At 64.7% G+C, this 26,992-nt stretch carries 21 protein-coding genes; 8 read left to right on the top strand and 13 right to left on the bottom strand.

The window, feature by feature from the left end; translation table 11 throughout:
- Window positions 1–66: 66 nt before the first annotated feature.
- From eutC to V7E26_RS03390, 4 genes are all read right to left on the bottom strand, one after another.
- Window positions 67–840, bottom strand: a complete 774-nt coding sequence (eutC, locus tag V7E26_RS03405) for an ethanolamine ammonia-lyase subunit EutC (protein WP_324413486.1) — start codon at window positions 838–840, stop codon at window positions 67–69.
- A 6-nt stretch (window positions 841–846) separates the two neighbouring features.
- Window positions 847–2,436, bottom strand: coding sequence for a B12-binding domain-containing radical SAM protein (locus V7E26_RS03400; protein ID WP_324413484.1), 1,590 nt, complete (start codon window positions 2,434–2,436; stop codon window positions 847–849).
- Window positions 2,437–2,588: 152 nt separating this feature from the next.
- Entirely contained in the window at window positions 2,589–3,971 is a 1,383-nt protein-coding gene (locus V7E26_RS03395; protein ID WP_324413482.1) for an ethanolamine ammonia-lyase subunit EutB, read from the bottom strand.
- A 115-nt stretch (window positions 3,972–4,086) separates the two neighbouring features.
- Window positions 4,087–4,686 (bottom strand): hypothetical protein, encoded by a 600-nt coding sequence (locus V7E26_RS03390; RefSeq protein WP_324413480.1) that lies wholly within the window; start codon window positions 4,684–4,686, stop codon window positions 4,087–4,089.
- A gap of 481 nt (window positions 4,687–5,167) precedes the next feature.
- Here V7E26_RS03390 and V7E26_RS03385 point away from each other — a divergent pair, with 481 nt between their 5' ends.
- Window positions 5,168–6,874, top strand: a complete 1,707-nt coding sequence (locus V7E26_RS03385) for a methyl-accepting chemotaxis protein (RefSeq protein ID WP_324413478.1) — start codon at window positions 5,168–5,170, stop codon at window positions 6,872–6,874.
- A gap of 9 nt (window positions 6,875–6,883) precedes the next feature.
- Here the strand turns inward: V7E26_RS03385 and V7E26_RS03380 are convergent, their stop codons facing one another.
- The 7 genes from V7E26_RS03380 to hpaR all read right to left on the bottom strand — a co-directional run bounded on the left by V7E26_RS03380 (window position 6,884) and on the right by hpaR (window position 18,062).
- Window positions 6,884–7,762, bottom strand: a complete 879-nt coding sequence (locus V7E26_RS03380) for a transglutaminase family protein (RefSeq protein WP_324413476.1) — start codon at window positions 7,760–7,762, stop codon at window positions 6,884–6,886.
- Window positions 7,759–10,266: a circularly permuted type 2 ATP-grasp protein gene (locus V7E26_RS03375; protein ID WP_324413474.1), complete on the bottom strand. Its 2,508-nt coding sequence runs from the start codon at window positions 10,264–10,266 to the stop codon at window positions 7,759–7,761. Before V7E26_RS03375 ends, V7E26_RS03380 begins: the two co-directional genes overlap by 4 nt.
- A gap of 70 nt (window positions 10,267–10,336) precedes the next feature.
- Complete coding sequence (locus tag V7E26_RS03370) at window positions 10,337–13,594, bottom strand: transglutaminase family protein (RefSeq protein ID WP_324413472.1); 3,258 nt, start codon at window positions 13,592–13,594, stop codon at window positions 10,337–10,339.
- A gap of 163 nt (window positions 13,595–13,757) precedes the next feature.
- On the bottom strand, window positions 13,758–15,284 hold the full coding sequence (locus V7E26_RS03365; protein ID WP_324413469.1) for a UxaA family hydrolase: 1,527 nt from the start codon (window positions 15,282–15,284) through the stop codon (window positions 13,758–13,760).
- 111 nt (window positions 15,285–15,395) lie between these two features.
- Complete coding sequence (locus tag V7E26_RS03360; protein ID WP_324413467.1) at window positions 15,396–16,175, bottom strand: HpcH/HpaI aldolase family protein; 780 nt, start codon at window positions 16,173–16,175, stop codon at window positions 15,396–15,398.
- 51 nt (window positions 16,176–16,226) lie between these two features.
- The gene (locus tag V7E26_RS03355; RefSeq protein WP_324413465.1) at window positions 16,227–17,312 is read right to left on the bottom strand and encodes a malate/lactate/ureidoglycolate dehydrogenase; all 1,086 of its coding nucleotides are present in this window, start codon (window positions 17,310–17,312) and stop codon (window positions 16,227–16,229) included.
- A 210-nt stretch (window positions 17,313–17,522) separates the two neighbouring features.
- Window positions 17,523–18,062 (bottom strand): homoprotocatechuate degradation operon regulator HpaR, encoded by a 540-nt coding sequence (gene hpaR / locus V7E26_RS03350; RefSeq protein ID WP_324413463.1) that lies wholly within the window; start codon window positions 18,060–18,062, stop codon window positions 17,523–17,525.
- 144 nt (window positions 18,063–18,206) lie between these two features.
- Between hpaR and hpaH the strand changes: the two genes are divergently transcribed.
- From hpaH to V7E26_RS03315, 7 genes are all read left to right on the top strand, one after another.
- Entirely contained in the window at window positions 18,207–19,013 is an 807-nt protein-coding gene (gene hpaH, locus V7E26_RS03345) for a 2-oxo-hept-4-ene-1,7-dioate hydratase (RefSeq protein ID WP_324413462.1), read from the top strand.
- A 30-nt stretch (window positions 19,014–19,043) separates the two neighbouring features.
- Window positions 19,044–19,442 (top strand): 5-carboxymethyl-2-hydroxymuconate Delta-isomerase, encoded by a 399-nt coding sequence (locus tag V7E26_RS03340; RefSeq protein ID WP_324413460.1) that lies wholly within the window; start codon window positions 19,044–19,046, stop codon window positions 19,440–19,442.
- Window positions 19,435–20,970, top strand: coding sequence for a 5-carboxymethyl-2-hydroxymuconate semialdehyde dehydrogenase (gene hpaE, locus V7E26_RS03335; protein ID WP_324413458.1), 1,536 nt, complete (start codon window positions 19,435–19,437; stop codon window positions 20,968–20,970). The genes V7E26_RS03340 and hpaE overlap by 8 nt, the downstream gene beginning before the upstream one ends.
- A gap of 102 nt (window positions 20,971–21,072) precedes the next feature.
- Window positions 21,073–22,056, top strand: a complete 984-nt coding sequence (gene hpaD / locus V7E26_RS03330) for a 3,4-dihydroxyphenylacetate 2,3-dioxygenase (RefSeq protein ID WP_324413455.1) — start codon at window positions 21,073–21,075, stop codon at window positions 22,054–22,056.
- A 4-nt stretch (window positions 22,057–22,060) separates the two neighbouring features.
- Entirely contained in the window at window positions 22,061–22,930 is an 870-nt protein-coding gene (locus V7E26_RS03325; RefSeq protein WP_324413453.1) for a fumarylacetoacetate hydrolase family protein, read from the top strand.
- Window positions 22,931–22,959: 29 nt separating this feature from the next.
- Entirely contained in the window at window positions 22,960–24,594 is a 1,635-nt protein-coding gene (locus V7E26_RS03320; protein ID WP_324413451.1) for a thiamine pyrophosphate-dependent enzyme, read from the top strand.
- Window positions 24,595–24,855: 261 nt separating this feature from the next.
- Window positions 24,856–25,305 carry a hypothetical protein gene (locus V7E26_RS03315; RefSeq protein WP_324413449.1) on the top strand — a complete coding sequence of 150 codons (450 nt, stop codon included), beginning with the start codon at window positions 24,856–24,858 and terminating at the stop codon, window positions 25,303–25,305.
- A gap of 179 nt (window positions 25,306–25,484) precedes the next feature.
- Here V7E26_RS03315 and alkB read toward each other — a convergent pair whose 3' ends face one another.
- Entirely contained in the window at window positions 25,485–26,138 is a 654-nt protein-coding gene (gene alkB / locus V7E26_RS03310; protein ID WP_324413447.1) for a DNA oxidative demethylase AlkB, read from the bottom strand.
- Window positions 26,139–26,150: 12 nt separating this feature from the next.
- On the bottom strand, window positions 26,151–26,891 hold the full coding sequence (locus tag V7E26_RS03305; RefSeq protein WP_324413446.1) for a 2OG-Fe(II) oxygenase: 741 nt from the start codon (window positions 26,889–26,891) through the stop codon (window positions 26,151–26,153).
- Between the last annotated feature and the right edge of the window lie 101 nt (window positions 26,892–26,992).

The following is a 26,992-nucleotide window of genomic DNA, read 5'->3' as shown; positions in this document are numbered from 1 at the left end:
CGCTTATATCAGGCGCGGATCGGCTCACAACGGCGGCGCGGCCACAGGTCCAAACGATTTCGGGTGTCAATCGGAAGGTTTGGCTGCGATCAGCGCGGTTCCGCTCTCGTCCTTCAGCGCCACGCCGGTGACCGCGCGCACCACGCCTTCACGCACCAGCCAGGCGATCTTGAAGGCGGCGTCATCATAGCTCAGCCCTGCGCCATGGACGTTGGACACGCAGTTGCGCTTCTCGTCGGTGAGGCCGATGCGCGGCGCAAAGGTCAGGTAGGCGCCGAGGCTGTCGGGCGCCGACAGGCCGGGCCGCTCGCCGATCAGCATCACCACCATCCGCGCCCCGAGCACGGCGCCGATCTCGTCGCCCAGCGCCACGCGCGCGCCTGATGCGACCACGACATGGCGGGGCTGGATACCCGCCTCCGCAAGGCGCGGCGCGAGATGACGGACCAGTTCAAGCGCGTGGACATTGACCGCCGCCGGCGACAGCCCGTCGCCGATCACGATCACGATCTCGCTTGCGCCGCCACCTCGCGTCTCCAGCGCGCGCCGCGAGTCCGAATCCAGCATGCGTCCGAGATCGGGACGGCGCAGATAATCGCGCCGATCGCGCGCCTGGCTGGAGACGGCGCTGACCTCGAAACCGAGACCGGCCAGGCCGTCCACCAGATGCTTCGCGTCGAAAGCGGCATGCACGGCATCGCGCGCGCGGGCATGGTCGAGTGTGAAGGCAAGCAGTGCCTCGGTCGGCATGCCCGGGCCGGACCGGCCGAGCCCGACGCGCGCCGGCGTCAGCTCCCGCAAGGCTTCGAGCGGACGGGACGGCGGCGCCGGCGTATTCATGGCGTGCTACTCGGCAGGAACCGAGGCCTCGCGCAGCCGGATCGAATAGTTCGATGCGTTCTGCTGGCCACCGGACGCCGCTCGCGCGAACATGATCAGGTGATGTCCGATCATCGCCGGACCGATCAGGCCCTCGATGTCTCCGCGGCGAAGACGGCCGAGCGCGAACTTCCAGAACACCCTTCTGTAGTCGCCGAGCACACCGACCTTCCAGAAGATGTTCCGGAGCATGATCAAGGCGCGCTTGATATTGGCCCAGCTCTTCTGCTCGGGGCTTATCGGCACCTTGATCCGCCGCGAATAGGTGTAGTCGCATTGATGCTGGTAGCGCGCGAACAGACTCGCGGGCTCGTAGGCGACCTCCATGCACTTGCGCCAGGACTCGATGACCTGATCGTAAGGCAGCAGGAACTCGACATTGGAGTCGCGGCCGTCGTCGTCATTGACCAGCCGGCCTTCCTTCTCGAGCCGATCCCACAGCGGCGTCTTCGGCAGCGCCTGCAGCAGATTGATCGTGAGCAGCGGGATCCGCGAGTCCTCGACGAACCGGAGCAGCGCGTTGCCGGTCTCCGGTTTGTCGGTGTCGAGCCCCATGATGATGCCGGAGACGACTTCCATGCCGTAGGAATTGATGGTCTGGATGCCCTCGAGGATCGGGACCATCATGTTGTGGTCCTTGTGCATCGCCTTCAATGCGTCGGGATCGGGCGTCTCGATGCCGCAGAACACGGTGACGAAGAACGCCTCGCGCATCTTCTCCAGAATCTCGGGCCGCTTGGCGATGTTCAGCGTCGCCTCGCAGGCCAGCCGCATCACATAGCCGGTCCGCTTCTGCCACTCGACCAGATGCGGCAACAGATCGAGCGCCGCCTTGCGATTGCCTATGAAATTGTCGTCGACGAAATAGACCGAACCCGTAACGCCGCACTCCCGGAGCTTGTCGAGCTCCGCGGTGATCTGCTGCGGCGTCTTCAGGCGCGGATTGCGGCCGTAGAGGCCGGGGATGTCGCAGAATTCGCACTGATAGGGGCAGCCGCTTGAATACTGGATGCTGCCGAGAAAATACTTTCTGACCTCGGCCAGCTCATAGGCGGGAATCGGGAACTCGGTCATCGGCAGGCGATCGCTGGTCGTCAGCACCATCTGCAGCGCCGGGCGCGACGGATCGCGCGCCAGCCGCGCGATCAGCTCGTTGGTGGCATCGCCGAGTTCGCCGACATGCAGGTAATCGAACGAGGGATAATAATCCGGACACGCGCTCACCGACGGCCCGCCGATCGCCACCGCGAGGTCGAAGGCATGCGCGCGGCGGCAGATGTCGTTCATCTGCTGGCGCTGGATGTGCATGCCGCTGACGAACACCGCTTCCGCCCACTCGAAATCTTCTTTGGTGGCGGGACGAATATTCTCGTCGACGAAACGAACCGGCCAGTCCGCCGGAAGATAGGCGGCGATCAGGAGAAGGCCCTGCGGCGGCATGAACGCCTGGACGCCATCAGTCAGGGGATAAGCGTGCTCGAATGTACCGAAAGACGACGTATAGCGCGGGAAGACGCACAGGATACGCCGTGCCGTTCCGATGCCTTCAGCTCTCATCAAATTTCCTCAAGGCTGGCATGAATTTAACCACGACATTGAAAGCTGGGCCAGCAATTCTTCAATATTGTGACAGTGGCTCCTAACTCGTTGCGGGTTCAATTGGTTTCAAGAAAATATGAAGGAGCTGGAGCCAGCGTCCTGGCCGGCGCTCAGGCGAGCAGCCGCGAGGCAAATTCGGGCAGCAGGCCCGCGTTGCCCGCAAGGCGGAACTCGGCGTCGGCAAGACCCGCGCGCACCAGCCAGTCGTCGAACTCCGGCGCCCGCTTCAAGCCGAAGAGGTCGCGGATATACAGCGCATCGTGGAACGAGGTCGACTGGTAGTTCAGCATGACGTCATCGGCGCCGGGCACGCCCATGATGAAGGTGACGCCGGCGGCGGCCAACAGCGTCAACAGATTGTCCATGTCGTCCTGGTCGGCCTCGGCATGGTTGGTGTAGCAGACGTCGACGCCGAGCGGCAGGCCGAGCAGCTTGCCGCAGAAATGATCCTCCAGCCCCGCGCGGATGATTTCCTTGCCGTCATAAAGATATTCCGGACCGATGAAGCCGACCACGCTGTTGACCAGCAGCGGATCGAACGCGCGCGCCACCGCATAGGCCCGCGCCTCGCAGGTCTGCTGGTCGACATTGTGATGGGCATTGGCCGACAGCGCCGAGCCCTGCCCGGTCTCGAAATACATCACATTGTCGCCGACCGTGCCTCGGCGCAGCGACAGTCCCGCCTCGCGCGCCTCGCCGAGCAGCTTGAGATCGACCCCGAAACTGCGGTTGGCGGCCTCGGTTCCCGCGATCGACTGGAACACGAGATCGACCGGCGCGCCCTGTCCGATCAGGCCGAGCGTCGTGGTGACGTGGGTGAGCACGCAGCCCTGCGTCGGGATCTGCAGCCGCGAGATGATGCCGTCGAGCAGCCGCAGCAGCCCGCCGATGACGGCCGGATCGTCGCTGGCGGGATTGATGCCGATACAGGCGTCGCCCGCGCCGAGCAGGATGCCGTCGAGGATCGAGGCGGTAATGCCCCTGGCATCGTCGAAGGGATGGTTCGGCTGCAGCCGCACGCTCATCCGCCCTTTCAGGCCGATGGTGTTGCGGAACGCCGCGGTGACCGCGCATTTGCTGGCAACCAGGATCAGGTCCTGATTGCGCATCAGCTTGCAGACAGCGGCGGCCATTTCCGGCGTCACCCCGCGCGAGATCCCGCTCAGCGTCTGGCGGGTGGCTGCATCCGACAACAGCCAGTCGCGGAAGCCGCCGACGGTCAGCGACGAGATCGGCGCGAAAGCCTGTGCCGCGTGGGTGTCGATGATCAGCCGCGTGACTTCATCGGCCTCGTAGGGGATCACCGCCTCGTTGAGGAACTGCTTCAGCGGCACATTGGCGAGCGCCATCCGCGCCGCAATCATTTCTTCCGCGCTTTCGGCCGCGACGCCGGCCAGACGGTCGCCGGAGCGCGGCGGCGTCGCCCTGGCGAGCAGTTCGCGCAGATCGGAGAATACGTAGGAGGTCGCACCTATGGCCTGGCGATAGATCATGTTTCCCGAAACCCGTATCAGCCCGATGCCAAGGCTACCCTATCACCATGCGCGCGACGATCCGGAACAAGAGTCGGGCATTTTCGAACAGGATGCTCACCGTCCGCGCAGCCTGCTAGTTCAGCGTACTGAAATTGCGGGTAAAGAAGCTGATCTCATAGACCAGCGCGGCGAACACGAACAGCACGTGGAATTTCACGTTGCGCGTTATCGAGGCGACGCCGCAGAGCAGGATGAATATGCCGACCGATATGAGATATTCCGGCCCGAAGGACTGCAGATGCGCCTCGCCCTTGATCCAGGTGTCGATCACATCGAGCGCTTCGGTGAGGGCCGCAAAGCCGAAGAACCAGCGGCGGCGGGACAGAAAGTAGTCCTGATAGCCTTTGTATTCCTCGAGATCCTGGGGGAAGAGCAGCGCGCTGAGGAAGAAATACATCGACGCGTAGGCGCACACGAAGAAGTACAAGCCGAACGTCCAGTGCGTGATGAGGTTGAGGCGAAATTCCCACCACCAGAACGTGACCACGTTCACCAACGCCCAGGCGACCCAGCCGAGATGAACCGACCAGATCCGGTAGCGCTTGGGATGCTGGACGATTGAGGCGATGCCGCTGACCAGACGCGTCACGCTGAGCCCGAGGATGATTCCGATCAGCACCCGTACGTGAAGATAGAGTTCGGCATTGCCCGGCAGGACGGCACTTTGGGTCATCAGTTCCAGTTCTCATTCCCGATTGAAGCGGCACGGCGGGTTTGACGAATCCCTCGCCTGCTCGTTGTCTAGCTCGATTCGGTGAAGGGACGCCTGACGACGGCGAAATGGGCGGGGTGAGAACCAATCCCTTCAGTTGCGAATAGCGACACCCGACTATTCCCGGTTGCCGACGCCACCGTCAAGGTCACTGCGTCGCAACATGGCCGAAGCCGCGACCTGCAATTGCGGCGATGCAGCGTCATCTCGCCATGGTCGCACGGAGATACCGATTTTTCCCGGCGAGACAATTCGCGCAAAGGTCTTAATGGACTGAATTATCTTGATTATTGATCCTTAGTTGCAGCCGTTCCAGTTTCGCGCGTTAAGACAATGTCCATCAAGATTCAGCACACTTTGCCCATATCGACGGCATGCGGCGCGCTTTGGCACGCCGACATGGCCGGATTTGCAATTCCCTCGCTCGTTTCCTGGTGGCGTCATGGCATCCCGTTTCTCGCTCGCAGCCAAGCTGTACTCGATCTTCGCGCTGTTCGCGGTGCTGGTCGCGGCCATCACGGCTTTGTCCCAGTACAACTCCAACCAGAACGCCGAACTCACCGAGCAGGTCTCGATCGCCAGCCGCGCCGCGCTCAATGTCGAGCGCATCAATTCGCTGGTCTATGCGGTCGTGATGGAATCGCGCGGCGTCTACATGTCGACCGAACCGGCCGTCGTGAAGAAGTACGGTGACGGGCTGCTCAAGTTCAACGCGCGCATCGTCGAGGTCGTCAAGAACTGGCAGGAACTGGTGCAGGCCGACGACGCCCAGCAATTCGCCACCTTCAAGAAGCGCATCGAGCAGTTCGTCGACTTCCGCAAGGAGCTGGTTCGTCGCGGCGTCGAGATCAACGCGGCGGCAGGCCGCGAATGGGGCGACAATGACGCCAACCGCGAGGTGCGCACGGCGCTGAACAAGGATCTCGAGGCGCTCTCCAAGGTCTATGCCGAACGCAGCAAGAAACTGGCGCAGCAGACCGATACCAATCATACGCTGGCCTTCGTGCTGACCTGCCTGGGCGTCCTGGCGCTGGCGGTGGTCGTCATCGGCGTGCTGATCATCGCCCGCTCGATCGCGCGGCCGCTCTCGGTCATCACCTCGACCATCAAGCAGGTCGCCGACGGCGCCGAAGGCGTCGAAGTGCCGCACACCGGCCGCGGCGACGAAATCGGTGCGCTGGCCCGCGCCATCAAGATTTTCCAGGAAGCGATGGAGCGCAACCGCAACCTCAATTCGCAGGTGCTGGAGGATTCCGAAGCGCGCGAGGAGCGCACCCGCCACATCGAGGCCTCGGTCGACGCCTTCCGCGAAGCGATCGGCGGCGTCGTGCGCGCCGTCACCGACAATGCGACGGTCATGCGCGACACCGCGCAGACCATCGCCAGCGTCTCTTCGGATGCCAGCGGCCGCGCGGTGGCCGCCTCCGGCGCGACCGAGCAGGCGTCCAGCAACGTCTCCGCCGTCGCCAGCGCCGCCGAGGAACTGTCCGCCTCGGTCGAGGAAATCGGCCGCCAGGTGCGCCAATCGGCCAGCGCTGTCGAGCAGGCCGGCCAGCGCACCGAAAAATCCGTCTCCGAAATCGAGGGGCTTGCCGCCGCGACCCAGCGCATCGACGGCGTGCTCAACCTGATCCAGGCGATCGCCGAGCAGACCAATTTGCTGGCGCTCAACGCGACCATCGAGGCCGCCCGCGCCGGCGACGCCGGCCGCGGCTTCGCCGTGGTCGCCCACGAGGTCAAGGCGCTGGCCGAGCAGACCGCGAAAGCGACCGCCGAAATCGGCCAGAATGTCGGGCTGATCCAGACCTCGACCAGGACCTCGGTCGAAGCCGTCCGCGAGATCGGCAATGCCGTGCGCGACATCAACGAGGTGACCTCGATCATCGCCAGCGCGATCGAGCAGCAGGATTCCGCGACCCGCGAGATTTCGTCGAACGCGCAGCTCGCCGCGCAGGGCAACGGCACGCTGGTGGTCAATATCAATTCGCTGAGCGAGTCGATCGGCACCACCAACACGGCGGCGGCTTCCGTCCTCACCGCATCCAGCGAACTGACGGCGACCGCCGAGACGCTGTCCCGCGAGGTCGAACAATTCTTCCGGAACTTGCGCGAGGACTCCTCAGAGCAGATGCGCAAGACCGGGACGTGACCGCGGCGATCACTCCACCAGCAGCACGTCGACGGCCACGCTGAGCTTCTGCTTGCGCGAGCCGACGATGATGCCGTCGACCGGCGAGACGTCGGAAAAATCGCGTCCGACCGCCAGGATGATGTGATCGTTCTCGACGATGAGATCGTTGGTCGGGTCGAATCCGATCCAGCCGAGCCCGGCGCCGCACCACACCGACACCCAGGCGTGGGTGGCGTCGGCGCCCTGCAGGCGCGGCTGGCCGGCGGGCGAGATGGTGCGCAGGTAGCCGCTGACATAGGCCGCCGGCAGGCCGAGCCCGCGCAGGCCGGCGATCATCACGTGGGCAAAATCCTGGCACACGCCGTGACGCTTCTCGAACACTTCGCGCAGCGGCGTCGAAATCACCGTGGCCTTCGGGTCATACCTGAAATCGCCGCGGATGCGGCGCATCAGATCGGCGGCACCTGCGACGACCCCCTTGCCCGGCGCAAAGCTCGCGGCGGCATAGGCCGTGACGGGCGCCTGCACTGATACCAGCGAACTGGCGAAGACGTAGCCGACCGGCGAATTGGGACCGAGGCTGTTGGATTCGAACGATGCGTCGCGGACGGCTTCCCATGCGGGGCTCGGCGCGGCGCGATCCAGCGCCTTGCGCGAGAGCGAGACGCGCGAGCGGGAATCGATCCGAAGGTTACGATGCGCCGCCTCGATCAGCACGTTCTCGGTATGGGTGCCGAAAAAATCCCGCCGCACGGTGCGTTCGGCCGGCCGCGGACGGATCTCCACCGTATGCGAGATCAGTTGCTGTCCGTCGCCGCTGCGCGGCTCCAGCCGCAGCGAGCAGCGCGCAAAACTCACCGCGCTGTCGTAGGAATAGGTCGTGACGTGACGGATATCGTAGATCACGCAAGGCCCGTCAGCTTCTCCGGCCGGCTCGCCTGCGGTCCGTGCGGGAAGTAATGCTGGCCGATGGCGTCGGCGAGGGTGAGCAGCGACTGTTCGAGCGAGAACAGGCTGGTGACGTCAAGCATCGCGGCCTCCGCCGTCGTCAGCGTCGCCTGCAATGCCACCGCCAGCCGCTGCGGCCGTTCGATCAGGCCATATTCCTTCAGGCTCGGAAGCGCGGCGATGTGCTCGTTCAGCGAGGCGACCTGGAACGCGACCGAGCGCGGATTGTAGGGATCGAGCACCGCGAGATCGCGCACCGGCGCGAGCGCAGGCCCGACCAGATAGCGCGAACGATAGGTGATCTGGCAGTCCACCAGCGTCAGCAGCATGTCGAGGTCTTCCTCGCCGGCCTCGTCATAGCCGAACTGCCGGGTGAACCGCACCGTGTTGATGGCGCGCTCGGCACGGCGGCCCATGTCGAGGAAACGCCAGCCGGCGGCGCGGTTCATGTTCTCCTGCGCAAGCCCCGCGATGCTCGCCAGTTCCTGCAGCGTCAGTTCGGCCGCGCTGACGATACCGTCGTCGTCATCGACCTGCAGCGCGAGGCGCTCCACCATCTCGGTGATGATCTGCCAGGCGTCGGGCGAAAGCCGCTCGCGCAGCGAACTTGCCGTCCGCTGTACTGATCTCACCAGCGAGAGCGCCGAGCCGAACTTCGCCTCGCTCTGCAACGCCTCCGCGATCACCCGCGCCGGGTTGGTCCGCGTCGTTTGCGAAATGGCGCCCCAGCTCACCAGGATCCGCTGGACACGCTCGACCGAATGCAGCGCCGAGGACATGCCATCGGCGGTGCGCGTCGAGGTGCCGAGCGCGCGGATCAGCCGCAGCGTCGCCTCGGCGCGCTCGAGATAGCGGCCGAGCCAGAACAGATTGTCCGCGGCGCGGCTCGGCACCACGCCGGCGATCCGCCTGATCCGCACGGCGTCGGCTGCCGGCAACAGCGTTGAGGACGCCACCGCCTTGTCGGACACCACCCAGACATCCGCCGCCCGGGCGCCATCGCCCATCGACACCGCGCGGGCATCGGCCTGTTCGGCGATCCGGCAGAAGCCGCCGGGCATGACGGTCCAGCCGTTCGGGGTCGCCGCGGCAAATACCCGCAGCACGAAGGGCCGCGGCGCGATCCGTCCCGCTTCCCACACCGGCGTCGTCGACAGCCGAACCAGCTCCTGACCGACATAATCGATGCCACGATCGGCGATCGCCTGCCGCAGCCGGTCGCGCTCGGCGGGTGGCAATTCGCCGGCCAGCACCGGGCCGTTATCGGAAAAGCCGGGAACGGCACGGCCATAGGCGCCCTCGATCGCGAAATCCCCGATCCGCGACAGCACTTCGTCACGCGCCGCCTTCTGTCCGCACCACCAGGTTGCGATATGCGGCATGGCCAGGGTCTCGCCGAGCAGGCGTCGGCACAGGCTCGGCAGGAAGCCGAGCAGCGCCCTCGATTCCAGGACGCCCGAGCCCGGCATGTTGGCGACCACCACGCCGTTCTTGCGCAGCACATCGATCAGCCCGGGCACGCCGAGATGCGAGGAGGCATCGAGTTCCAGCGGATCGAGGAAATTGGAATCGACCCGGCGGAGCAACACATCGAGCCGCTTCAATCCGGCGACGGTGCGGATATGGATGCGGTCGCCGGAGACGGCGAGATCGTCGCCCTCGACCAGCAGAAAGCCGAGATAGCGCGCCAGCGTGGCATGCTCGAAATAGGTTTCGCTGAAGGTGCCCGGCGTCAGCAGCCCGATCCGCGGCTCGTCCCGCTCGGCGCTGGCGCGAAGCGATTCCCGGAATGCCTCGAAGAACGGCGCGACGCGCTCGACGTTCATGGACTTGTAGAGGCTGGAAAAGGCCCGCGACAGCACCAGGCGGTTTTCCAGCGCATAGCCCGCGCCCGACGGCGCCTGCGTGCGATCATTGAGCACCCACCAGCGCCCGTCGGGGCCGCGGCCGACGTCGGCGGCATAGAAGTGCAGATAGCGGTTGCCCGGCGGTTTGACGCCGCAAACCGCGCGCAGATATTCGTTGCTGCCGGCAATCGCCGCCGCCGGCAACGCGCCATCCGCGACCAGCCGGCCCTCGCCATAGAGATCGCGCAGCACCATTTCGAGCAGCTGCGCGCGTTGCGCGATGCCGGTGGTGAGTTGCTGCCAGTCGGCCTCGTCGATGATCAGCGGCAGGTGGCTGAGCGGCCACAACCGGTCGGACGTCTCGCCCGGCGCGCGATAGGTGACGCCGGCCTCGCGCAGATGGCGATCGGCGGAAGCGAAGCGCCGCTCGATATCGACAGGGGAAAGCGCGGCAAAGGCATCGAAGAAGCGGGCCCAGGCCGGCCGCGGCGCGCCGTCGGGGCCGATATATTCGTCGGGGATGCCGGGCAGCCGCGCGTAGTCGCGGGTCCATTGCGCCATCCGGCGCTGGCCTGGCCGGGCCTTGCTTTCCTGGCTGTTGCCTTGACCTGTCATTCCGGCTCCCCTGGGCCCTCCTTCTGAATAGATCAGAATCGCCGCCGCGGTCTCGCACTTTCTGAAAGCGCTACGGCAAGAGCGGCGTCCTCAGGTCGAGCGTCAGGGGGAAATCGATGCTGCGCTCCTCAGGCGGCAGCTCAATCTTGCCCGGAGTGTGGCCATGATCCTGAAAACGGGCCAGCCGCCGCGCTTCCGCCTCATAGGAATTCACCGGCTTGGTGTCATAGTTGCGGCCGCCGGGATGGGCGACGTGGTAGACGCAGCCGCCGAGCGAGCGGCCATTCCAGGTATCGATCAGGTCGAATGTCAGGGGTGCGTGGACCGGAATGGTCGGGTGCAGCCCGGAGGCCGGCTGCCACGCCTTGAAGCGGACGGCAGCGACCGCTTCACCGGAGCGGCCGGTCGGCGTCATCGGCATCCGCCTGCCGTTGCAGGTCACGATGTGACGGCCCTCGACGAAACCGGTTGCCTTGACCTGCAGCCGCTCGACGGAAGAGTCGACATAGCGCACGGTGCCGCCGGCCGAGCCCTCTTCGCCGAGCACGTGCCAGGGCTCCAGCGCCTGCCGCAATTCCAGCGCAACGCCGCCATGATGGACGCGGCCGAACGCCGGAAAGCGGAATTCGAGCTGGGCCTGATACCATTCCGCCGAGAACTCGTAGCCGGATAGCCTGAGTTCATCGAGCACGCCGAGAAAATCCTCCCAGAGGAAATGCGGCAGCATGAAGCGGTCGTGCAGCGCGGTGCCCCAGCGCACGAACTTGCCCTGCTGCGGCTCGCGCCAGAGCTTTGCGACCAGCGCGCGGATCAGGAGTTGCTGCGCCAGCGACATCCTGGGATCAGGCGGCATTTCGAGGGCGCGGAATTCGACCAGCCCGAGCCGGCCGGTCGGTCCATCGGGCGAATAGAGCTTGTCGATGCAGATTTCGGCGCGATGGGTGTTGCCGGTGATATCGACCAGGATATGCCGGAACAGCCGGTCAGCCAGCCAAAGCGGCGCCTCGATGCCGGGCGGCGGCACGTGCGAGAGCGCGATCTCCAGTTCGTAGAGGCCGTCATGCCGCGCCTCGTCGATACGTGGCGCCTGGCTGGTCGGGCCGATGAACATGCCGGAGAAGAAATAGGACAGCGAGGGATGACGCTGCCAGTACAGCACGAGGCTCTTCAGGAGATCGGGCCGGCGCAGGAACGGCGAGTCCGGCGGCGTCGAGCCACCGACCACGACATGATTGCCGCCGCCGGTGCCGGTGTGGCGGCCGTCGACCAGAAAGCGGTTGGCGCCGAGCCGAACTTTCGCGGCGTCCTCGTACAGGCCGAAAGTGATATCGACCGCCTCGCGCCAGCTCTGCGCCGGCTGGACGTTGACCTCGATCACGCCGGGATCGGGCGTCACCTTGATCACCTCGATGCGCGGATCGTAAGGCGGTCCATAGCCCTCGACACGAACAGCGATCTGCATCTCCTCGGCGGTCGCCTCCACCGCCCCAACCAGTTCGAGATAATGTTCGACCTTCTCGACCGGCGGCATGAATAGGCACAGCACGCCATCGCGGATTTCGACCGCAGTAGCGGTGCGCACCGGTTTGGGCTTTGCCTTCGCTTTCGCGCTCTTTGATTCCGACGCCTCGCTCCCGGCCGCAAGCCCCTCCCGTCCTTCCATCGGATCCTGCTCGACGAGGTAGGGATACTCCTCCGGCGGAACGTGCGGCAGCGACGCCATCGGTAGCCGCAGTCCGAGCGGTGAATCCCCCGGGATCAGGAACAGATGGCTGCGCCGAACCTGCCAGCGCTCGCTGATCCAGCCGGCAGCATCGGCCTCCGCGTGCTGGATCGGCAACACGAAACCACAGGGCTTGTCGAGTCCCTGATCGAACACCCGCGCCATCCGCGCGCGCTCTTCCGCATCGGCCAATTTGGAATCGCTCGGGTCTACATTGACCGGCAGCGCGGCTTCCTTCTGAAGCCAGTGCGCGGGATCTTCATGGGCCGACATTACGTAGGCGGCATCGAGGCCGAGCCGCGTTGACACCGCTGCCATGAAGGCTCTGGCCTGTTCGCTCGACGCCTCGCGCGGATCGCCAATCTCTGCGATCAGTTCGGCATTCTTCCAGATCGGCACGCCGTCCTTGCGCCAATAGAGGCCAAAGGCCCAGCGCGGCAGGCCTTCGCCCGGATACCATTTGCCCTGTCCGTAATGCAGCAGTCCGCCCGGCGCGAACCGCGCGCGCAGCTTGCGGATCAGTTCATCCGCCAGCGCCTGCTTGGTCGGGCCGATGGCGGCGATATTCCATTCCGCCGATTCCAGATCGTCGACGGAGACGAAGGTCGGCTCGCCGCCCATGGTGAGGCGCACATCATCGCGCCGGAGATCAGCATCGACCTGTTCGCCGAGCGCATCGAGCCGCGCCCAGGACTGGTCCGAGAACGGCCGCGTGATCCGCGGCGCCTCGCGGATGCGTTTGACGCTCATCTCGAAGCCGAAATCAACATTGGCGAAACCGGCGCTGCCGGAAATCGGCGCCGCCGAGCGATAATGCGGCGTGGCGGCGACCGGGATATGCCCCTCGCCGGTCAGCATGCCCGAGGTGACGTCGAAGCCGATCCATCCCGCCCCCGGCAGATAGACCTCGCACCAGGCGTGCAGATCGGTGAAATCATTCTCGACCTCGCGCGGGCCCTCGACCGGATCGATATCGGGACGGAGCTGGATCAGATAGCCGGAGACGAAGCGCGCGGCGAGGCCGAGATGCCGTAGCGTCTCGATCAGCAGCCACGCGGAATCGCGGCACGAGCCGGAGCCCCGCGCCAGCGTCTCTTCCGGCGTCTGAATGCCCGGCTCCATCCGGATGACATATTTGATCTTCCTCGCGAGTTCGGCGTTGAGCTCGACCAGGAAATTGACGGTGCTGTCGGCCTCGCGCGGAATCTCCTTCAGGTAGGACGCGAACAACGGCCCCTGCTCCGTCGTGACCAGATAGGGCGCAAGCTCGGTCTTGAGATCGGCGATGTAGTCGAATGGAAAGGAATTGGCGGAAGGCTCGACAAAGAAATCGAACGGATTGACCACCGTCATCTGCGCGGTGAAATCGACTTCGATCTTCAGCTCGCTTGCCTTCTCCGGAAAGACAAAACGCGCCAGCCAATTGCCTTGCGGATCCTGCTGCCAGTTAACGAAGTGGTTGGATGGCGTAACCTTGAGCGAATAGCTCAGGATCGGCGTGCGCGTATGCGGCGCCGGGCGCAGGCGCACGGTCTGCGGGCCGAGATCGATCGGTCGATCGTATTTGTAGTGCGTGACGTGATGCAGTGCGACGTAGATCGACACGGACCGGAAACTCCAGCGGCTTTTTTAAGCAGAACACCGGTTCCGGGTGGGATCAAGCACTAACAACGGGCAGACAGTGCCTAGCGTGCAGGCGAGTGGCGAATGGCGAATGGAAAGCCGAGCCACCTTATTCGCCATTCGCTACTCGCTATTCGCTGCCCCCTCACATCGTCGCGCCCAGCACCCACGGCGCGAACTCGGCGCCACCGAAGTCAAAGCTTTCGCTCTTGGTCGGCTGGCCCGATGCCGTCTTCAGCATCAGCTCGAAGATGCGCTGGCCGCATTGCTGCACGGTCTCCTCGCCGTCGAGGATGGTGCCGCAATTGACGTCCATGTCGTCTTCCATCCGCTTGTACATCGGCGTGTTGGTCGCGAGTTTGATCGACGGCGCCGGCTTGCAGCCGAACACGCTGCCGCGGCCGGTCGTGAAGCAGACGAGATTGGCGCCACCGGCCACCTGCCCGGTTGCCGCGACCGGGTCGTAGCCGGGCGTATCCATGAACACGAAACCCTTCTTGGTGATCGGCTCGGCGTAATTGAGCACGTCGACGAGGTTGGTGCTGCCGGCCTTGGCCATCGCGCCGAGCGACTTTTCCAGGATCGTGGTGAGGCCGCCGGCCTTGTTGCCGGGGCTCGGGTTGGCGTTCATCTCGGCACCTTCGCGCTGGGTGTACTCCTCCCACCAGCGCATCAGGCCGACGAGCTTTTCGCCGACCTCGCGGCTGACCGCGCGGCGCGTCAGGAGATGCTCGGCGCCGTAGGTCTCGGGCGTCTCCGAGAGGATCACGGTGCCGCCATGACGCACGAGCAGATCGCTCGCAGCTCCCAGCGCCGGATTGGCCGACACGCCGGAATATCCGTCGGAGCCGCCGCATTGCAGGGCCACCGTGAGTTCGCTCGCCGGCACGGACTCGCGCTTCACCTTGTTCGCGTCGGTCAGCGCTTCCTTGACGAAGGCGACGCCGGCTTCCACCGTCTTGCGGGTGCCGCCGACTTCCTGGATGTCCATCGCGCGCAGGCGTCCGGCGAGTTTCTGCTCCTCCATCAGCCCGCCGATCTGGTTGACCTCGCAGCCAAGTCCGAGCACGACCACGTGCGAGAAATTCGCGTGCCGCGCGTAGCCGCCGAGCGTCCGCCTGAGCAGCGCCAGCGGCTCGTTCTGCGTCATGCCGCAGCCGGTCTTGTGGGTCAGCGCCACCACTCCGTCGACATTCGGATAATCGGCCAGCGGGTTATCGCCGGTGAACGGATTCTTCTTGAACATGTCGGCGACGATGCCGGCGACATGGGCGCTGCAATTCACCGAGGTGAGGATGCCGATATAGTTGCGCGTCGCGATGCGGCCGTCGGCGCGGCGGATGCCCTCGAACGTCGCGGGAAGATCGAAATTCGGCACCGGCTTGACGTCGACGCCATAGGCATAGTCCTTGGCGAAATCGCCCATGCCGCAGTTCTGCGTATGGACGTGCTGGCCCGGCGCGATCGGCACGGTGGCAAAGCCGATGATCTGGCCGTAGCGGCGCACCGGCTCGCCCACGGCAATCGGCTTGATCGCGACCTTGTGGCCCGCCGGGATACGCTCGACCGTCGTGACCCCCTCGGCCACCATTAAGCCCTTTGGCAGGCTCGCGCGCGCGATCAGCACGCCGTCGTCGGGATGCAGGCGGATCACGGGGGTCGGAGTGGTCATGGGGGTGTCTCCTCAAGATCGGCGAATAGCGAATGGGGAGTAGCGAACAGCAGATACCATTGCGCTGCTCCCCACCCTGTTCGCCATTCGCTACTCGCTATTCGCGCAAGCTTACGCCTTGCCGGCGGAATCCTTGCGGGTCTGGTTCACTTGCATCTTGCAGTAGGTCGACATCAATCCGACCTCGTTTGACAGCGTCACCAGCTTGAAGCCCATGTTGATGGCGCGCACCGCGCCTTCGGCGCCGGAGCAGTGGATGCCCGGGTTGAGGCCGCGCTTGCCGCACTCCTTGATGATCTTTTCATAGATCTTCAGGATCTCCGGCTCGTCGCGGTCGAGCTTCGGCACCAGGCCGTAGGAGAAGCCGAGGTCGGACGGGCCGATATAGACGCCGTCGATGCCCTCGACGTCGAGGATCGCTTCCATGTTCTCGACCGCCGTCCTGGTCTCCATCATCGGCAGCAGAACGATCTCGTCATTGGCCGTCTGCTGGTAGGAGCCTGCGCTGCCGTACATGCCGGCGCGGATCGGACCGTTGGAGCGGACGCCCTTCGGCGGATATTTGGCGTAGGAAACGAGGTTCTTGGCTTCCTGCGGGGTGTTGACCATCGGGCAGATCACGCCATAGGCGCCGCCGTCGAGCACCTTGCCGATGATGCCGGGCTCGTTCCAGGGCACGCGGACCATCGGCGTCACCGGATGCTTGTCCATGGCCTGGAAGCACTGGACCATCGAGAGGTAGTCCTGCACGCCGTGCTGCATGTCGACGGTGACGCTGTCGAAGCCGCACTGCGCGACCATTTCGGCCGAAAAGCCGGACGGGATCGCGAGCCACGCGTTCACCACGGCCTTGCCGGAAGCCCATACTTTCTTGACGTTGTTGGTTGCCATTGATTGCCTTCCCTTTGTGATCTTTTCGACTGTTGGAGTTGGTGGGGTGAATTAGCTGGCCGCGCGCTGGATCGAGGTCTCGCTGACGCCGACCTCGCGGGCGGTGTTGACGATCGCCGCCCAGGTATCGTCAGGCAGCGGCACGCCGTTCCTGGTGCGCTCGGCGCGCGTCTTGCGTTCGGGATCGCCCGGAACCAATACGCTCTCGACGCCGGCGATCGGTTTGGTCTGCCGGATGAAGTCGGTGTAGCGCGAGATCTCGCCGTCGAAGAAGTTGCTGGTGTCGATCACCTTGGGATCGATAAAGAAAGACAGCATGCCGTTGGCGAACTGCCGCCCGCCCGAGGTGGCGCCGGTGCCGGTCAGCGCGCCGCCGAGCAGTTCGCAGATGAAGGCAAGGCCTGAGCCCTTGTGCTCGCCGAACGCGCGGATCGCACCGGTCCCCTTGGTATGATCGCGCGGACCATCTGGCGTATAAGGACCGTAAAGAACTGACGGCTCCTCGCTGAGCGTGCCGTCCTGATCGACCAGCGCGCCGGTCGGCAGCTTCTTGCCGCCGCGACTGGCGACCAGCACCTTGCCTTCCGCGACGACCGAGGTCGCGAAATCGAGCACGATCGGATCCTGTCCCTTGCGCGGAATGCCGACGCAATAAGGCGCGGTCGAGAGCCGCTTCTCCACGCCGCCGAACGGCGCGACCAGCAACGAGCCGGCGGCGTTGACGAAGTGCACCGAGACCAGCCCTTCGGCCGCGGCCATCTCGGCCCAATCGCCGACACGGCCGATATGTCCGGCATTGCGCAGCGCCATCGCCGACAGCCCGGCCTTCTTGCACTTCTCGATCCCAGTCCGCACCGCGAACGGCGTCACGGTCTGGCCATAGCCGAACTTGCCGTCGACCACGGCGAGCGAGGGCGTATCGACGACGATCTCGGGCGTCTGGTTGGGAATGACGTTCCCGGTCTTCTTCCAGCGGATATAGACGGGAACGCGGATGACGCCGTGGCTGTCATGTCCCGTGAGATTGGCCGTCGTCAGGTAGGTCGCGATGCGTCTGGCTTCCTCGGGCGAGGATTCCGCATGTGAAAAAACCTCGGTGACGAAATCGATCAGATTGTTGACTTTTATTGTGACCATGTCCGGATTTCAGCCTGTCCTTGCCCGGGACGCCCTGCCTTTCGGCGGCATGCCCTTCGCTTCCCACGCCGGTTTTGCTGACCAGCTTGAGCGGCACTTTGAACGAAAAATGTCGCGCGTGTCTACTCGCGTCGACCGCATTAGCCAATTGATTGCAATCATTTGCCCGCCCGCTATGCGCGGGCTCGGTAGCATCATGCAAATTTGCGCTTACTCATCCTCGACAGTAGTGTCGCCATCACCCGCTACCTCCATCGCAGCGAGGCTGTGTTCCAGTTCGCCCAGCATGTCCTGCAGTTCGGCGAGTTTGCGCGCGCCGTAGCGATTGGTGATCTCGGCGTAGATCGCCTCCGACGTCGGCGCGACAGCCTCGATCAGCTTCAACCCCCTGGACGAGATCGAGACCTCGCCGCGGCGCAGATCCGCCTTGGCGGTGCGCCGCTCGATCAGGTCGCGCGCTTCGAGGTCGCGCAGGATGCGGGACAGGCTCGGTCCCAGCAGGAAGGCGACGCGCGCCAGCTCGGTCACCTCGATGGTGTCGACCGCCGTGAGCGCGCGGAGAATCCGCCACTGCTGTTCGGTGAGGCCATGGTTGCGCAGCGATGGACGGAACCGCCGCATCACAGCTTCGCGCGCGCGCAGCAGCGACATCGGCAGCGAGCGGGAGAATTCGCGCATCGGCCCGCGGCGAGGCTCCGGCGTTCCCTCCTGCTCCGCGCGCGATCCGTTCGGCGATTTCTTCCCTGCCATCTTCAGTCGTCCCACATCAGGAATCGTGATTGCACGAACGATAAAGTTTTGCGGCGCAACAAGCAGCAAATCAGTTTGCGTCGGATAACTTAACATGTTAAACAAATTTCAGCACGCGCTTTTTCCGCGCATCCGGACGCAGCCATGGCCCTTTCCCGAGACGAAATCCGAAGCGCTGCCGAGCGGCTCGATCGCGCCGAAAAGACCCGCACGCAGATCCGCCAGCTTTCGCTCGAACACCCCGGCATCACGATCGAGGACGCCTACGCCATTCAAAAGGCCTGGGTCGAGATGAAGGTCGCGCAGGGCCGCGTCGTGAAGGGCCACAAGATCGGCCTGACGTCGAAGGCGATGCAGAGCGCGCTCAATATCGACGAGCCTGATTCAGGCATCCTGCTCGACGACATGTTCTTTGCCGATGGCGGGCTGGTGCCATCAGATCGTTTCATCGGTACCCGCGTCGAGGCCGAGCTTGCCTTTGTGATGAAGTCGCGGCTGTCAGGGCCTGACTGCACCATGTTCGACGTGCTCAACACCACCGACTTCGTGGTGCCGGCGCTGGAGATCCTGGACACGCGGGTCGAGAGGGTCGATCCACAGACCAAGGCGACGCGCAAGATCTTCGACACCATCGCCGACAACGCAGCCAATGCCGGCATCGTGCTCGGCGGCCGCCCGATCCGGCCGCTGGATGCCGACCTGCGCTGGATCGGCGCGCTATGCTTCCGCAACGGCCAGCTCGAGGAAACCGGGCTTGCGGCCGGCGTTCTCAACCATCCCGCCACGTCGGTGGCCTGGCTCGCCAACAAGATTGCGCCGAACGGGCTGGCGCTGGAGGCTGGACAGGTGGTGCTGGCGGGGTCGTTCATCCGGCCGATCGAGACGCGCAAGGGCGACACGATCCAGGCCGACTATGGTCCCTATGGCTCGGTGAGCTGCTACTTCGCCTGAGGCCTTGAGAAATGTTTGAGGGAGCGCAACGTGCCGCACTTCACGATCGAATATTCAGGCAATCTCGATGGCCACGTCGACATGGGCGCGGTCGTCGAACTGGTTCGCAAGGCCGCGGTCGAGACCGGCATCTTCCCGCTCGGCGGTATCCGAGTCCGCGCCATCAGATGCGAGCACTATGCGATCGCCGACGGCCGGCAGAACTATGCCTTCCTCGACATGGTGCTGCGCCTCGGTGAAGGCCGCGACCTCGCCACCCGCAAGAAGGCCGGCGAGCATATCTTCAAGGTCTTGTCGGCCCATCTCGATCCAGTGTTTGCCAAAGAGAAGTTCGCATTGTCGTTCGACATGCAGATCAACGACAAGGACACAAGCTGGAAACGCAACAACATCCACGAAGCGCTGAAAGTGGAGACGATCAATGGATAAAGCGACGCCCAAGGACAGCTTTCAGGCCAACCGCGACCGCGTTGGCCCCCTCCTCGCCAAATTGAAGAGCGAGGGCATCGGCCACATGATCGACGGCAAGACGGTGCCGTCGGCCTCGGGCCAGACGTTTGAGACGAAGTCGCCGGTCGACGGCGCAGTGCTGGCGTCCGTCGCGCGCGGCAATGCCGAGGACATCGATCGCGCGGCTGATGCGGCGAGCCGGGCCTTCAAGGCCTGGCGCGAGGTATCGGCGGCGGCGCGGCGAAAACTGCTGCATCGGGTAGCCGACGCCATCGAAGACAATGCCGATGACATCGCCGTGCTCGAATGCATCGACACCGGACAGGCTCACCGCTTCATGGCCAAGGCCGCGATCCGGGCGGCGGAGAATTTTCGCTTCTTCGCCGACAAATGCGCCGAGGCCCGCGACGGCCTCAACACGCCTTCCGATGAGCACTGGAACATCTCGACCCGCGTGCCGATCGGCCCGGTCGGCGTGATCACGCCGTGGAACACGCCGTTCATGCTGTCGACCTGGAAAATTGCGCCGGCGCTCGCCGCCGGCTGCACCGTCGTGCACAAGCCGGCGGAATGGTCGCCTGTCACGGCGGACCTGCTGGCAAAACTCGCCAGGCAGGCCGGCCTGCCCGACGGCGTGCTCAACACCGTTCACGGCATGGGCGAGGAGGCCGGCAAGGCGCTGACCGAGCATCCCGCGATCAAGGCGATCGGCTTCGTCGGCGAGAGCGCGACGGGTTCGGCGATCATGGCGCAGGGCGCCCCTACGCTAAAGCGCGTGCATTTCGAGCTCGGCGGCAAGAACCCGGTGATCGTATTCGACGATGCCGATCTCGACCGCGCGCTTGATGCGGTCGTCTTCATGATCTACTCGTTGAACGGCGAGCGCTGCACTTCGTCGAGCCGCCTGCTGGTGCAGGCGAGCATCGCGGAGAAATTCATCGAAAAACTTACCGCACGGGTGAAGGCGCTGAAGGTCGGACACCCGCTCGACCCGGCGACCGAAGTCGGGCCGCTGATCCACGAGCGGCACCTCGCCAAAGTCTGCAGCTATTTCGACGTTGCGAAGAACGACGGCGCCACCATCGCGGTCGGCGGCAAGCCGCATGACGGCCCGGGCGGCGGCCATTACGTGCAGCCGACGCTTGTCACCGGTGCCAACTCAAAAATGCGGGTGGCGCAGGAGGAAGTGTTCGGGCCGTTCCTGACCGTGATCCCGTTCAAGGACGAGAAAGACGCGATCGAGATCGCCAACGGCGTGCAGTATGGCCTGACAGGCTATGTCTGGACCGGCGACATGGGCCGCGCGCTGCGCGTGGCCGACGCGCTGGAAGCCGGCATGATCTGGCTCAACTCCGAGAACGTACGGCATCTGCCCACCCCGTTCGGCGGCATGAAGGCCTCAGGCATCGGCCGCGACGGCGGCGATTACTCGTTCGACTTCTACATGGAAACCAAGCACGTCTCGCTCGCGCGCGGGACGCACAAGATTCAGAAACTGGGAATCTAATTTCACCGTCGTTCCGGGGCGCGAAGCGAACCCGGAACCTCGAGATTCCGGGTTCGGTCCTGCGGACCGCCCCGGAATGACGAACCAAACAAGGGAACGCGCATGCCGGTGCCGACACACATCTTCGACCCGCCCTTCAACATCATCCGCTGCAGCCATGCCGTGCTCGAGGTCGTCGACCTCAACAAGAGCCGCGCGTTCTACGAGAACACCGTGGGCCTGCATGTCGAGGACGCCGACGACAGAGTAGTGTATCTGCGCGGCAGCGAGGAGCACCAACATCACTCGCTGGTGCTGCGGAAAGCCTCCACCGCGGCCTGCAGCCGGCTCGGCTTCAAGGTCGGCAATGACGGCGACCTCGACAAGGCCGCCAGCTTCTTTTCCGAGAATGGCATCACCTACGCCTTCGTCGATCAGCCATTCCAGGGCCGCACCCTGCAATTCACCGATCCCATCGGATTCCAGCTCGAACTCTATGCGACCATGGAGAAGCGCCCGCATCTGCTGCGCCGTTACGACCTCTACAAGGGATGCCACCCGCAGCGGCTGGACCATTTCAACGTGTTCTCACCCGGGGTGCAGAACACCGTCGATTTCTACGCAAGGCTCGGCTTCCGCCTGACCGAATATGGTGAGGAAGACGGGCCGAACGGCCGCATCGCCGCCGCCTGGATGCACCGCAAGGGCAATGTCCATGACTTCGCCATCACCAACGGCCGTGGCCCTCGCCTGCACCATATCGCCTATTGGACGCCGACCGCGATGAACATCCTGCATCTCTGCGACGTCATGGCCTCCAGCGGATACCTCAAGAACATCGAACGCGGTCCGGGCCGCCATGGCATTTCGAACGCGTTCTTCCTCTATGTCCGCGACCCCGACGGCCACCGCCTCGAGCTCTATACCAGCGACTATTTCACCGGCGACCACGACCACGAACCGCTGCGCTGGTCGCTGAAGGACCCGCGCCGGCAGACCCTGTGGGGGGCGCCTGCGCCGCGCTCCTGGTTCGAGGAAGGCACGCCCTTCACCGGACAGAAGGTGCGCGAGCCGGCTTTTGTCGCCGACGTCACCATTGCGGATTGATCAGATGACCACTCCCCGTCTCGCGACCTATTCCATTGGCGGCGTCACCAGATACGGCGCCGTGACCGATACCGGCGTCGTCGATCTCTCGGCGCGGTTCGGAAAGGACTATCCGACACTGCGCGAAGCGATCGCCGCCGGCGCGCTGACGAAGCTCGTGGACGAGGGTGCACGGCATCAACCGGATCACGCACTCGATGCGATCACCTGGCAGCCGCCGATCCCCGCGCCGGAAAAGATCATCTGCATCGGCGTCAACTACCCGGACCGCAACGCCGAATACAAGGACGGACAGGACGCGCCGAAATATCCGAGCATGTTCATGCGCACGCCGCGCTCGTTTGTCGGCCACAACGCGCCGCTGGTCCGCCCGCGCGCATCCGCGCAGCTCGACTACGAGGGCGAGCTGGTGCTTGTCATCGGCAAGGCCGGCCGGCATATCAAGGAGAGCGATGCGCTCGGCCACATCGCCGCCGTCACGCTCTGCAATGAGGGCACCATCCGCGACTGGGTTCGGCACGCCAAGTTCAACGTCACCCAGGGCAAGAATTTCGATTCCACCGGCAGCCTCGGTCCGTGGATCGTGCCCTTTACCCAGGAGAGCCAGATCGCGGACATTCGGCTGACCACCAAGGTCAATGGCGAGACGCGGCAGGACGACCGCACCGGGCGGTTGATCTTCGGCTTCCGATACCTCATCAACTATCTCTCGACCTTCACCACGCTGGTGCCGGGCGACGTCATCGTGACGGGGACGCCGACCGGCGCCGGCGCGCGGTTCGACCCGCCCCGCTATCTCAAGCCCGGCGACGTCATCGAAGTTGAGGCCGAGGGCGTCGGTGTGCTCAGAAACGGCGTGATCGACGAAGCCTGACAATTCCTCAGGAGTGAGTGGGTAGAGTAATGACAGCAACTTCCGGCGGCGAAGCGATCGTCAATGGCCTGGTCGCGCATGGCGTCGACACCGTGTTCGGCCTGCCCGGCGCACAAATCTACGGCCTGTTCGACGCCTTCCATCAGGCGCAGTTGAAGGTGATTGGCGCGCGGCACGAGCAGGCCTGCGGCTACATGGCGTTCGGCTATGCGCGCTCATCCGGCAAGCCCGGCGTGTTCAGCGTGGTGCCCGGCCCCGGCGTGCTCAATGCCAGCGCTGCGATGCTCACCGCCTTCGGCTGCAACGAGCCGGTGCTCTGCCTGACCGGCCAGGTGCCGACAGCTTTTCTCGGCAAGGGCCGCGGCCATCTGCACGAGATGCCGGACCAGCTTGCGACGCTGCGCACCTTCGTCAAATGGGCCGAGCGCATCGAATATCCCGATGCGGCGCCTTCAGCGGTGTCGCGCGCGTTCCAGGAAATGCTGTCGGGGCGCCGCGGCCCGGTGTCGCTGGAAATGCCGTGGGATGTGTTCACGCAGCGCGCACAGGTCGGCCGCTCCCAGGTGTTCGATCGCCTGCCCGCGCCGCAGCCCGATCCCGACCGCATCAAGGCCGCCACCGCGCTGATCAAGGACGCGAAGCGGCCGATGATCTTCGTCGGCAGCGGCGCGATCGACGCGCGCGAAGAAATCCTCGAACTTGCCGAAATGATCGACGCGCCCGTGGTGGCGTTCCGCAGCGGCCGCGGCATCGTCTCCAACGCGCATGAGCTCGGGCTGACCATGGCCGCCGGCTACAAGCTCTGGCCGACCACCGATCTGATGATCGCAATCGGCACCCGTGCCGAGCTGCCGGCATCCGGCTTTCGCTGGCCCTATCAGCCGAAGGGATTGAAATCGGTTCGCATCGACATCGACCCGGCCGAGATGCGCCGGCTCGTATCCGACGTCGCTGTTGTCGCCGACGCCAGGGCGGGAACGGCCGATCTCGTCGCCGCCGTGAAGAAGGCCGGTTACAACAGGACCAGCGGCCGGCGCGGCGAGATCCGCGAGGCGACCGCGGCAGCGCAGCAGGAGATCCAGAAGGTGCAGCCGCAGATGGCGTACCTGAACATCCTGCGCGAGGTGCTGCCGGCGAATGCCATCGTCACCGACGAGCTGTCGCAGGTCGGCTTTGCCTCCTGGTACGGCTTTCCGATCTATGAGCCGCGCACCTTCATCACCTCGGGCTATCAGGGCACGCTGGGCTCGGGCTTCCCGACCGCGCTCGGCGCCAAGGTCGCCAATCCAGACCGGCCCGTGGTCGCCATCACCGGCGACGGCGGGTTCATGTTCGGCGTGCAGGAACTATCGACCGCCGTGCAGTTCAAGATCGGCGTGGTGACGCTGGTGTTCAACAACAATGCCTACGGCAATGTGCGCCGCGACCAGCGCCAGCATTTTGACGGCCGCGTGGTGGCGTCCGACCTGGTCAATCCGGATTTCGTGAAGCTGGCGGAATCCTTCGGCGTGGCTGCGGCGCGCGTGACTTCGCCGGAGCAGTTCAAGCCCGCGCTGGAAAAGGCGCTGGCGGACGGCGGGCCCTGCGTGATTTCGGTGGAAGTGCCGACGGATTCGGAAGTCAGCCCTTGGGCATTCATCCACCCACCGAAGCCGCAGGCGTAACGACCCAATCCCGCCGTCGTCAGTTTCTTCAACCATGCAACACCGGGCCACGCAATCGCGTGTGGCACAAAGTGTACCTCACTTCGTCACCTTCGAATTATGACAGTGCAAGCCAAGCGGCAGTGTCGATCTCGTTCATGAAGATGAATGGGAACTCGATGGGAAGGTTTGCATCTTATCGCACAGACAAACCTTGCGCGCCGGGTTTGCCGAGCGCACACTTGCCACCTCAATCATAAGAACTTGCGGAGGATGCAGACCATGCCACAGGTCAAGCAGGCTTCGAAGCAGAAACGCATAGCCAAAGCTGCTGTGACGGTGCTGGGTGCCACCGGACTGGGTTCGCTGCTCGGTAACACATCAGCATCCACGATGCCCGCTGCCGATATCGGGCAATCTGACAATACCCCGCCCAATCAGCGCTTCGTTCTTAGCGAAGAGGAAATGGCCGACGTCAGTCTCGCCACGTTCCATCTCATCGATAAGCAAAACGTTGGCAGCGGCGTGCAGCTAGCCCGCGCAGGTGGCTGCCGTGGCTGCGCGGCCCGTGGCTGCCGTGGCTGCGCGGCCCGTGCCTGCCGTGGCTGCGCGGTCCGTGCCTGCCGTGGCTGTGCGGTCCGTGCCTGCGCGGTCGGCTGTGCGGTCGGCTGTGCGGTCACCTGCGCGTCCGGCAGCTGTTGCGCATCTTGGGGATTTTGCCGCGTGTGCTAAGTCCCACGACCTAACGGCCATCGTCCATATCCCGCCGGTGCACCTGGTCTTCACTTGGCCGGCGGGCGCTTCTCGACTCGCTCGCTCAAGCGCGGCGATCGGATCTGCTCGTACTTGCTAAGCGACATTTCCCATGGCGCGGGATGCTTGCAAATTCTCTCCTTGCGGGAGAAGGAAAATCAGCGCGCCTTGCGAAAAGTCAGGTTGATCCGCTGGCGTCCCATGACGTGATGCTCCCCGTCAGCGAGCGGCGCGACGCCGTGAAAGAACAGCCGCGACGGGCCGCCCCAGACCACCACGTCGCCATGTTCCAGACGGTAGCGCACAGTCTTGTCGGCACGCTTCGGGCCGCCGAACAGGAAGATCGCGGGCAGCCCCAGTGACACCGAGACGATCGGTGCGCCAAAGTCGAGCTCATCCTTGTCCTGATGCAGCGACAGCTTCGCGCCCGGTACGTAGCGGTTGATCAGGCAGGCCTCCGGCGCGAAGCCATTGAACCCGGCATCGCCAGCAGCGTCGGCCGCCAATCTGCGCAGCACCGGCGGCATCGCCGGCCACTTCTGCGCGGAGTCGGGATCAATGGCGTCATAGCGGTAGCCACTGGAATCCGACACCCAGCCGACGCTGCCGCAATTGGTCATCGCGACCGACATGCGGTGGCCGCCCGGCGTGATCAGATGCCGGAACGGCGCCTGCTTGACGACCGCGCGGAGTGCCGGAAGGAGTTCGGCTTCGAACGGCCGCGCAAAGCCGCGCAGCAGCACCGCACCCTCCGCCATCGCCTCGCGCGATGGACGCGCGTCGCCAACGCTCTCGAACAAGTCCGCAGTCAATTCAGGCCGCGCTCATTTCGCATCGTGGAAGATCACGCCGACGGTGTGACGGTGGCCGGATCTGATCCGGCTGACGCCGTGGCGCAGGTTAACGCGATAGGGCCCGCGCGTCCCCTGCACCGGCCTGTGATGGACAGCAAAGGCGACCGCATCGCCTTGCCTCAACGGCACCACCTCGGGCCGCGACTGCATCCGCGGCCGCTGCTCCGTCAGCACGAACTCGCCGCCCTCGAAATCGCGCCCGGGCTCCGACAGCAGGATCGCGACCTGCAGCGGAAACACGTGTTCGCCGTAGAGGTCCTGATGCAGGCAATTGTAGTCGCCCTCGCCATATTGCAGCAGCAGCGGCGTCGGCCGCGTCTGTCCGGCGTCGTGACAGCGCTTCAGGAACGCCTCGTGACGGTCGGGGTAACGGATGTCGATTCCCATCGTCTCGTTCCAGCGATTGGCCGTGCCGCACAGCCGCGCATAGAGCGCGGGCCGCAGTTCCGCGATCAGGTCGGGCAGCGGATAGGCAAAATACTTGTATTCGCCGCGGCCGAAGCCGTGTCGCCCCATCACGATGCGGCTGCGGAAGTTCCTGTCGTCCGGATAGAGCGCGGCGAGCGCTGCGCATTCTTCCGGCGACAGCAATCCCTTCAGCACGGCGCAGCCCCCGGCGTCGAGATCAGAGGTTACCTGCGCCCAGTCGATGGCGTCGACGCGGGCGGCGATGGCGGGCGGACGGTCGATATTTCTTGCGGTTGCTCTCATGGCGGACAGTCTCGCAATTGAGCCTGGGCGAAGCCACCCGATTTCCGAATGCTCCGTCGTTGTCCCGGCTCGCGCTTCGCTTGGCCGGGACGACAGGCGGA

Source organism: Bradyrhizobium sp. (assembly GCF_036735945.1).
Taxonomy (GTDB): Bacteria; Pseudomonadota; Alphaproteobacteria; order Rhizobiales; family Xanthobacteraceae; genus Bradyrhizobium.
This window is presented reverse-complemented; position numbering and strand designations above follow the sequence as displayed.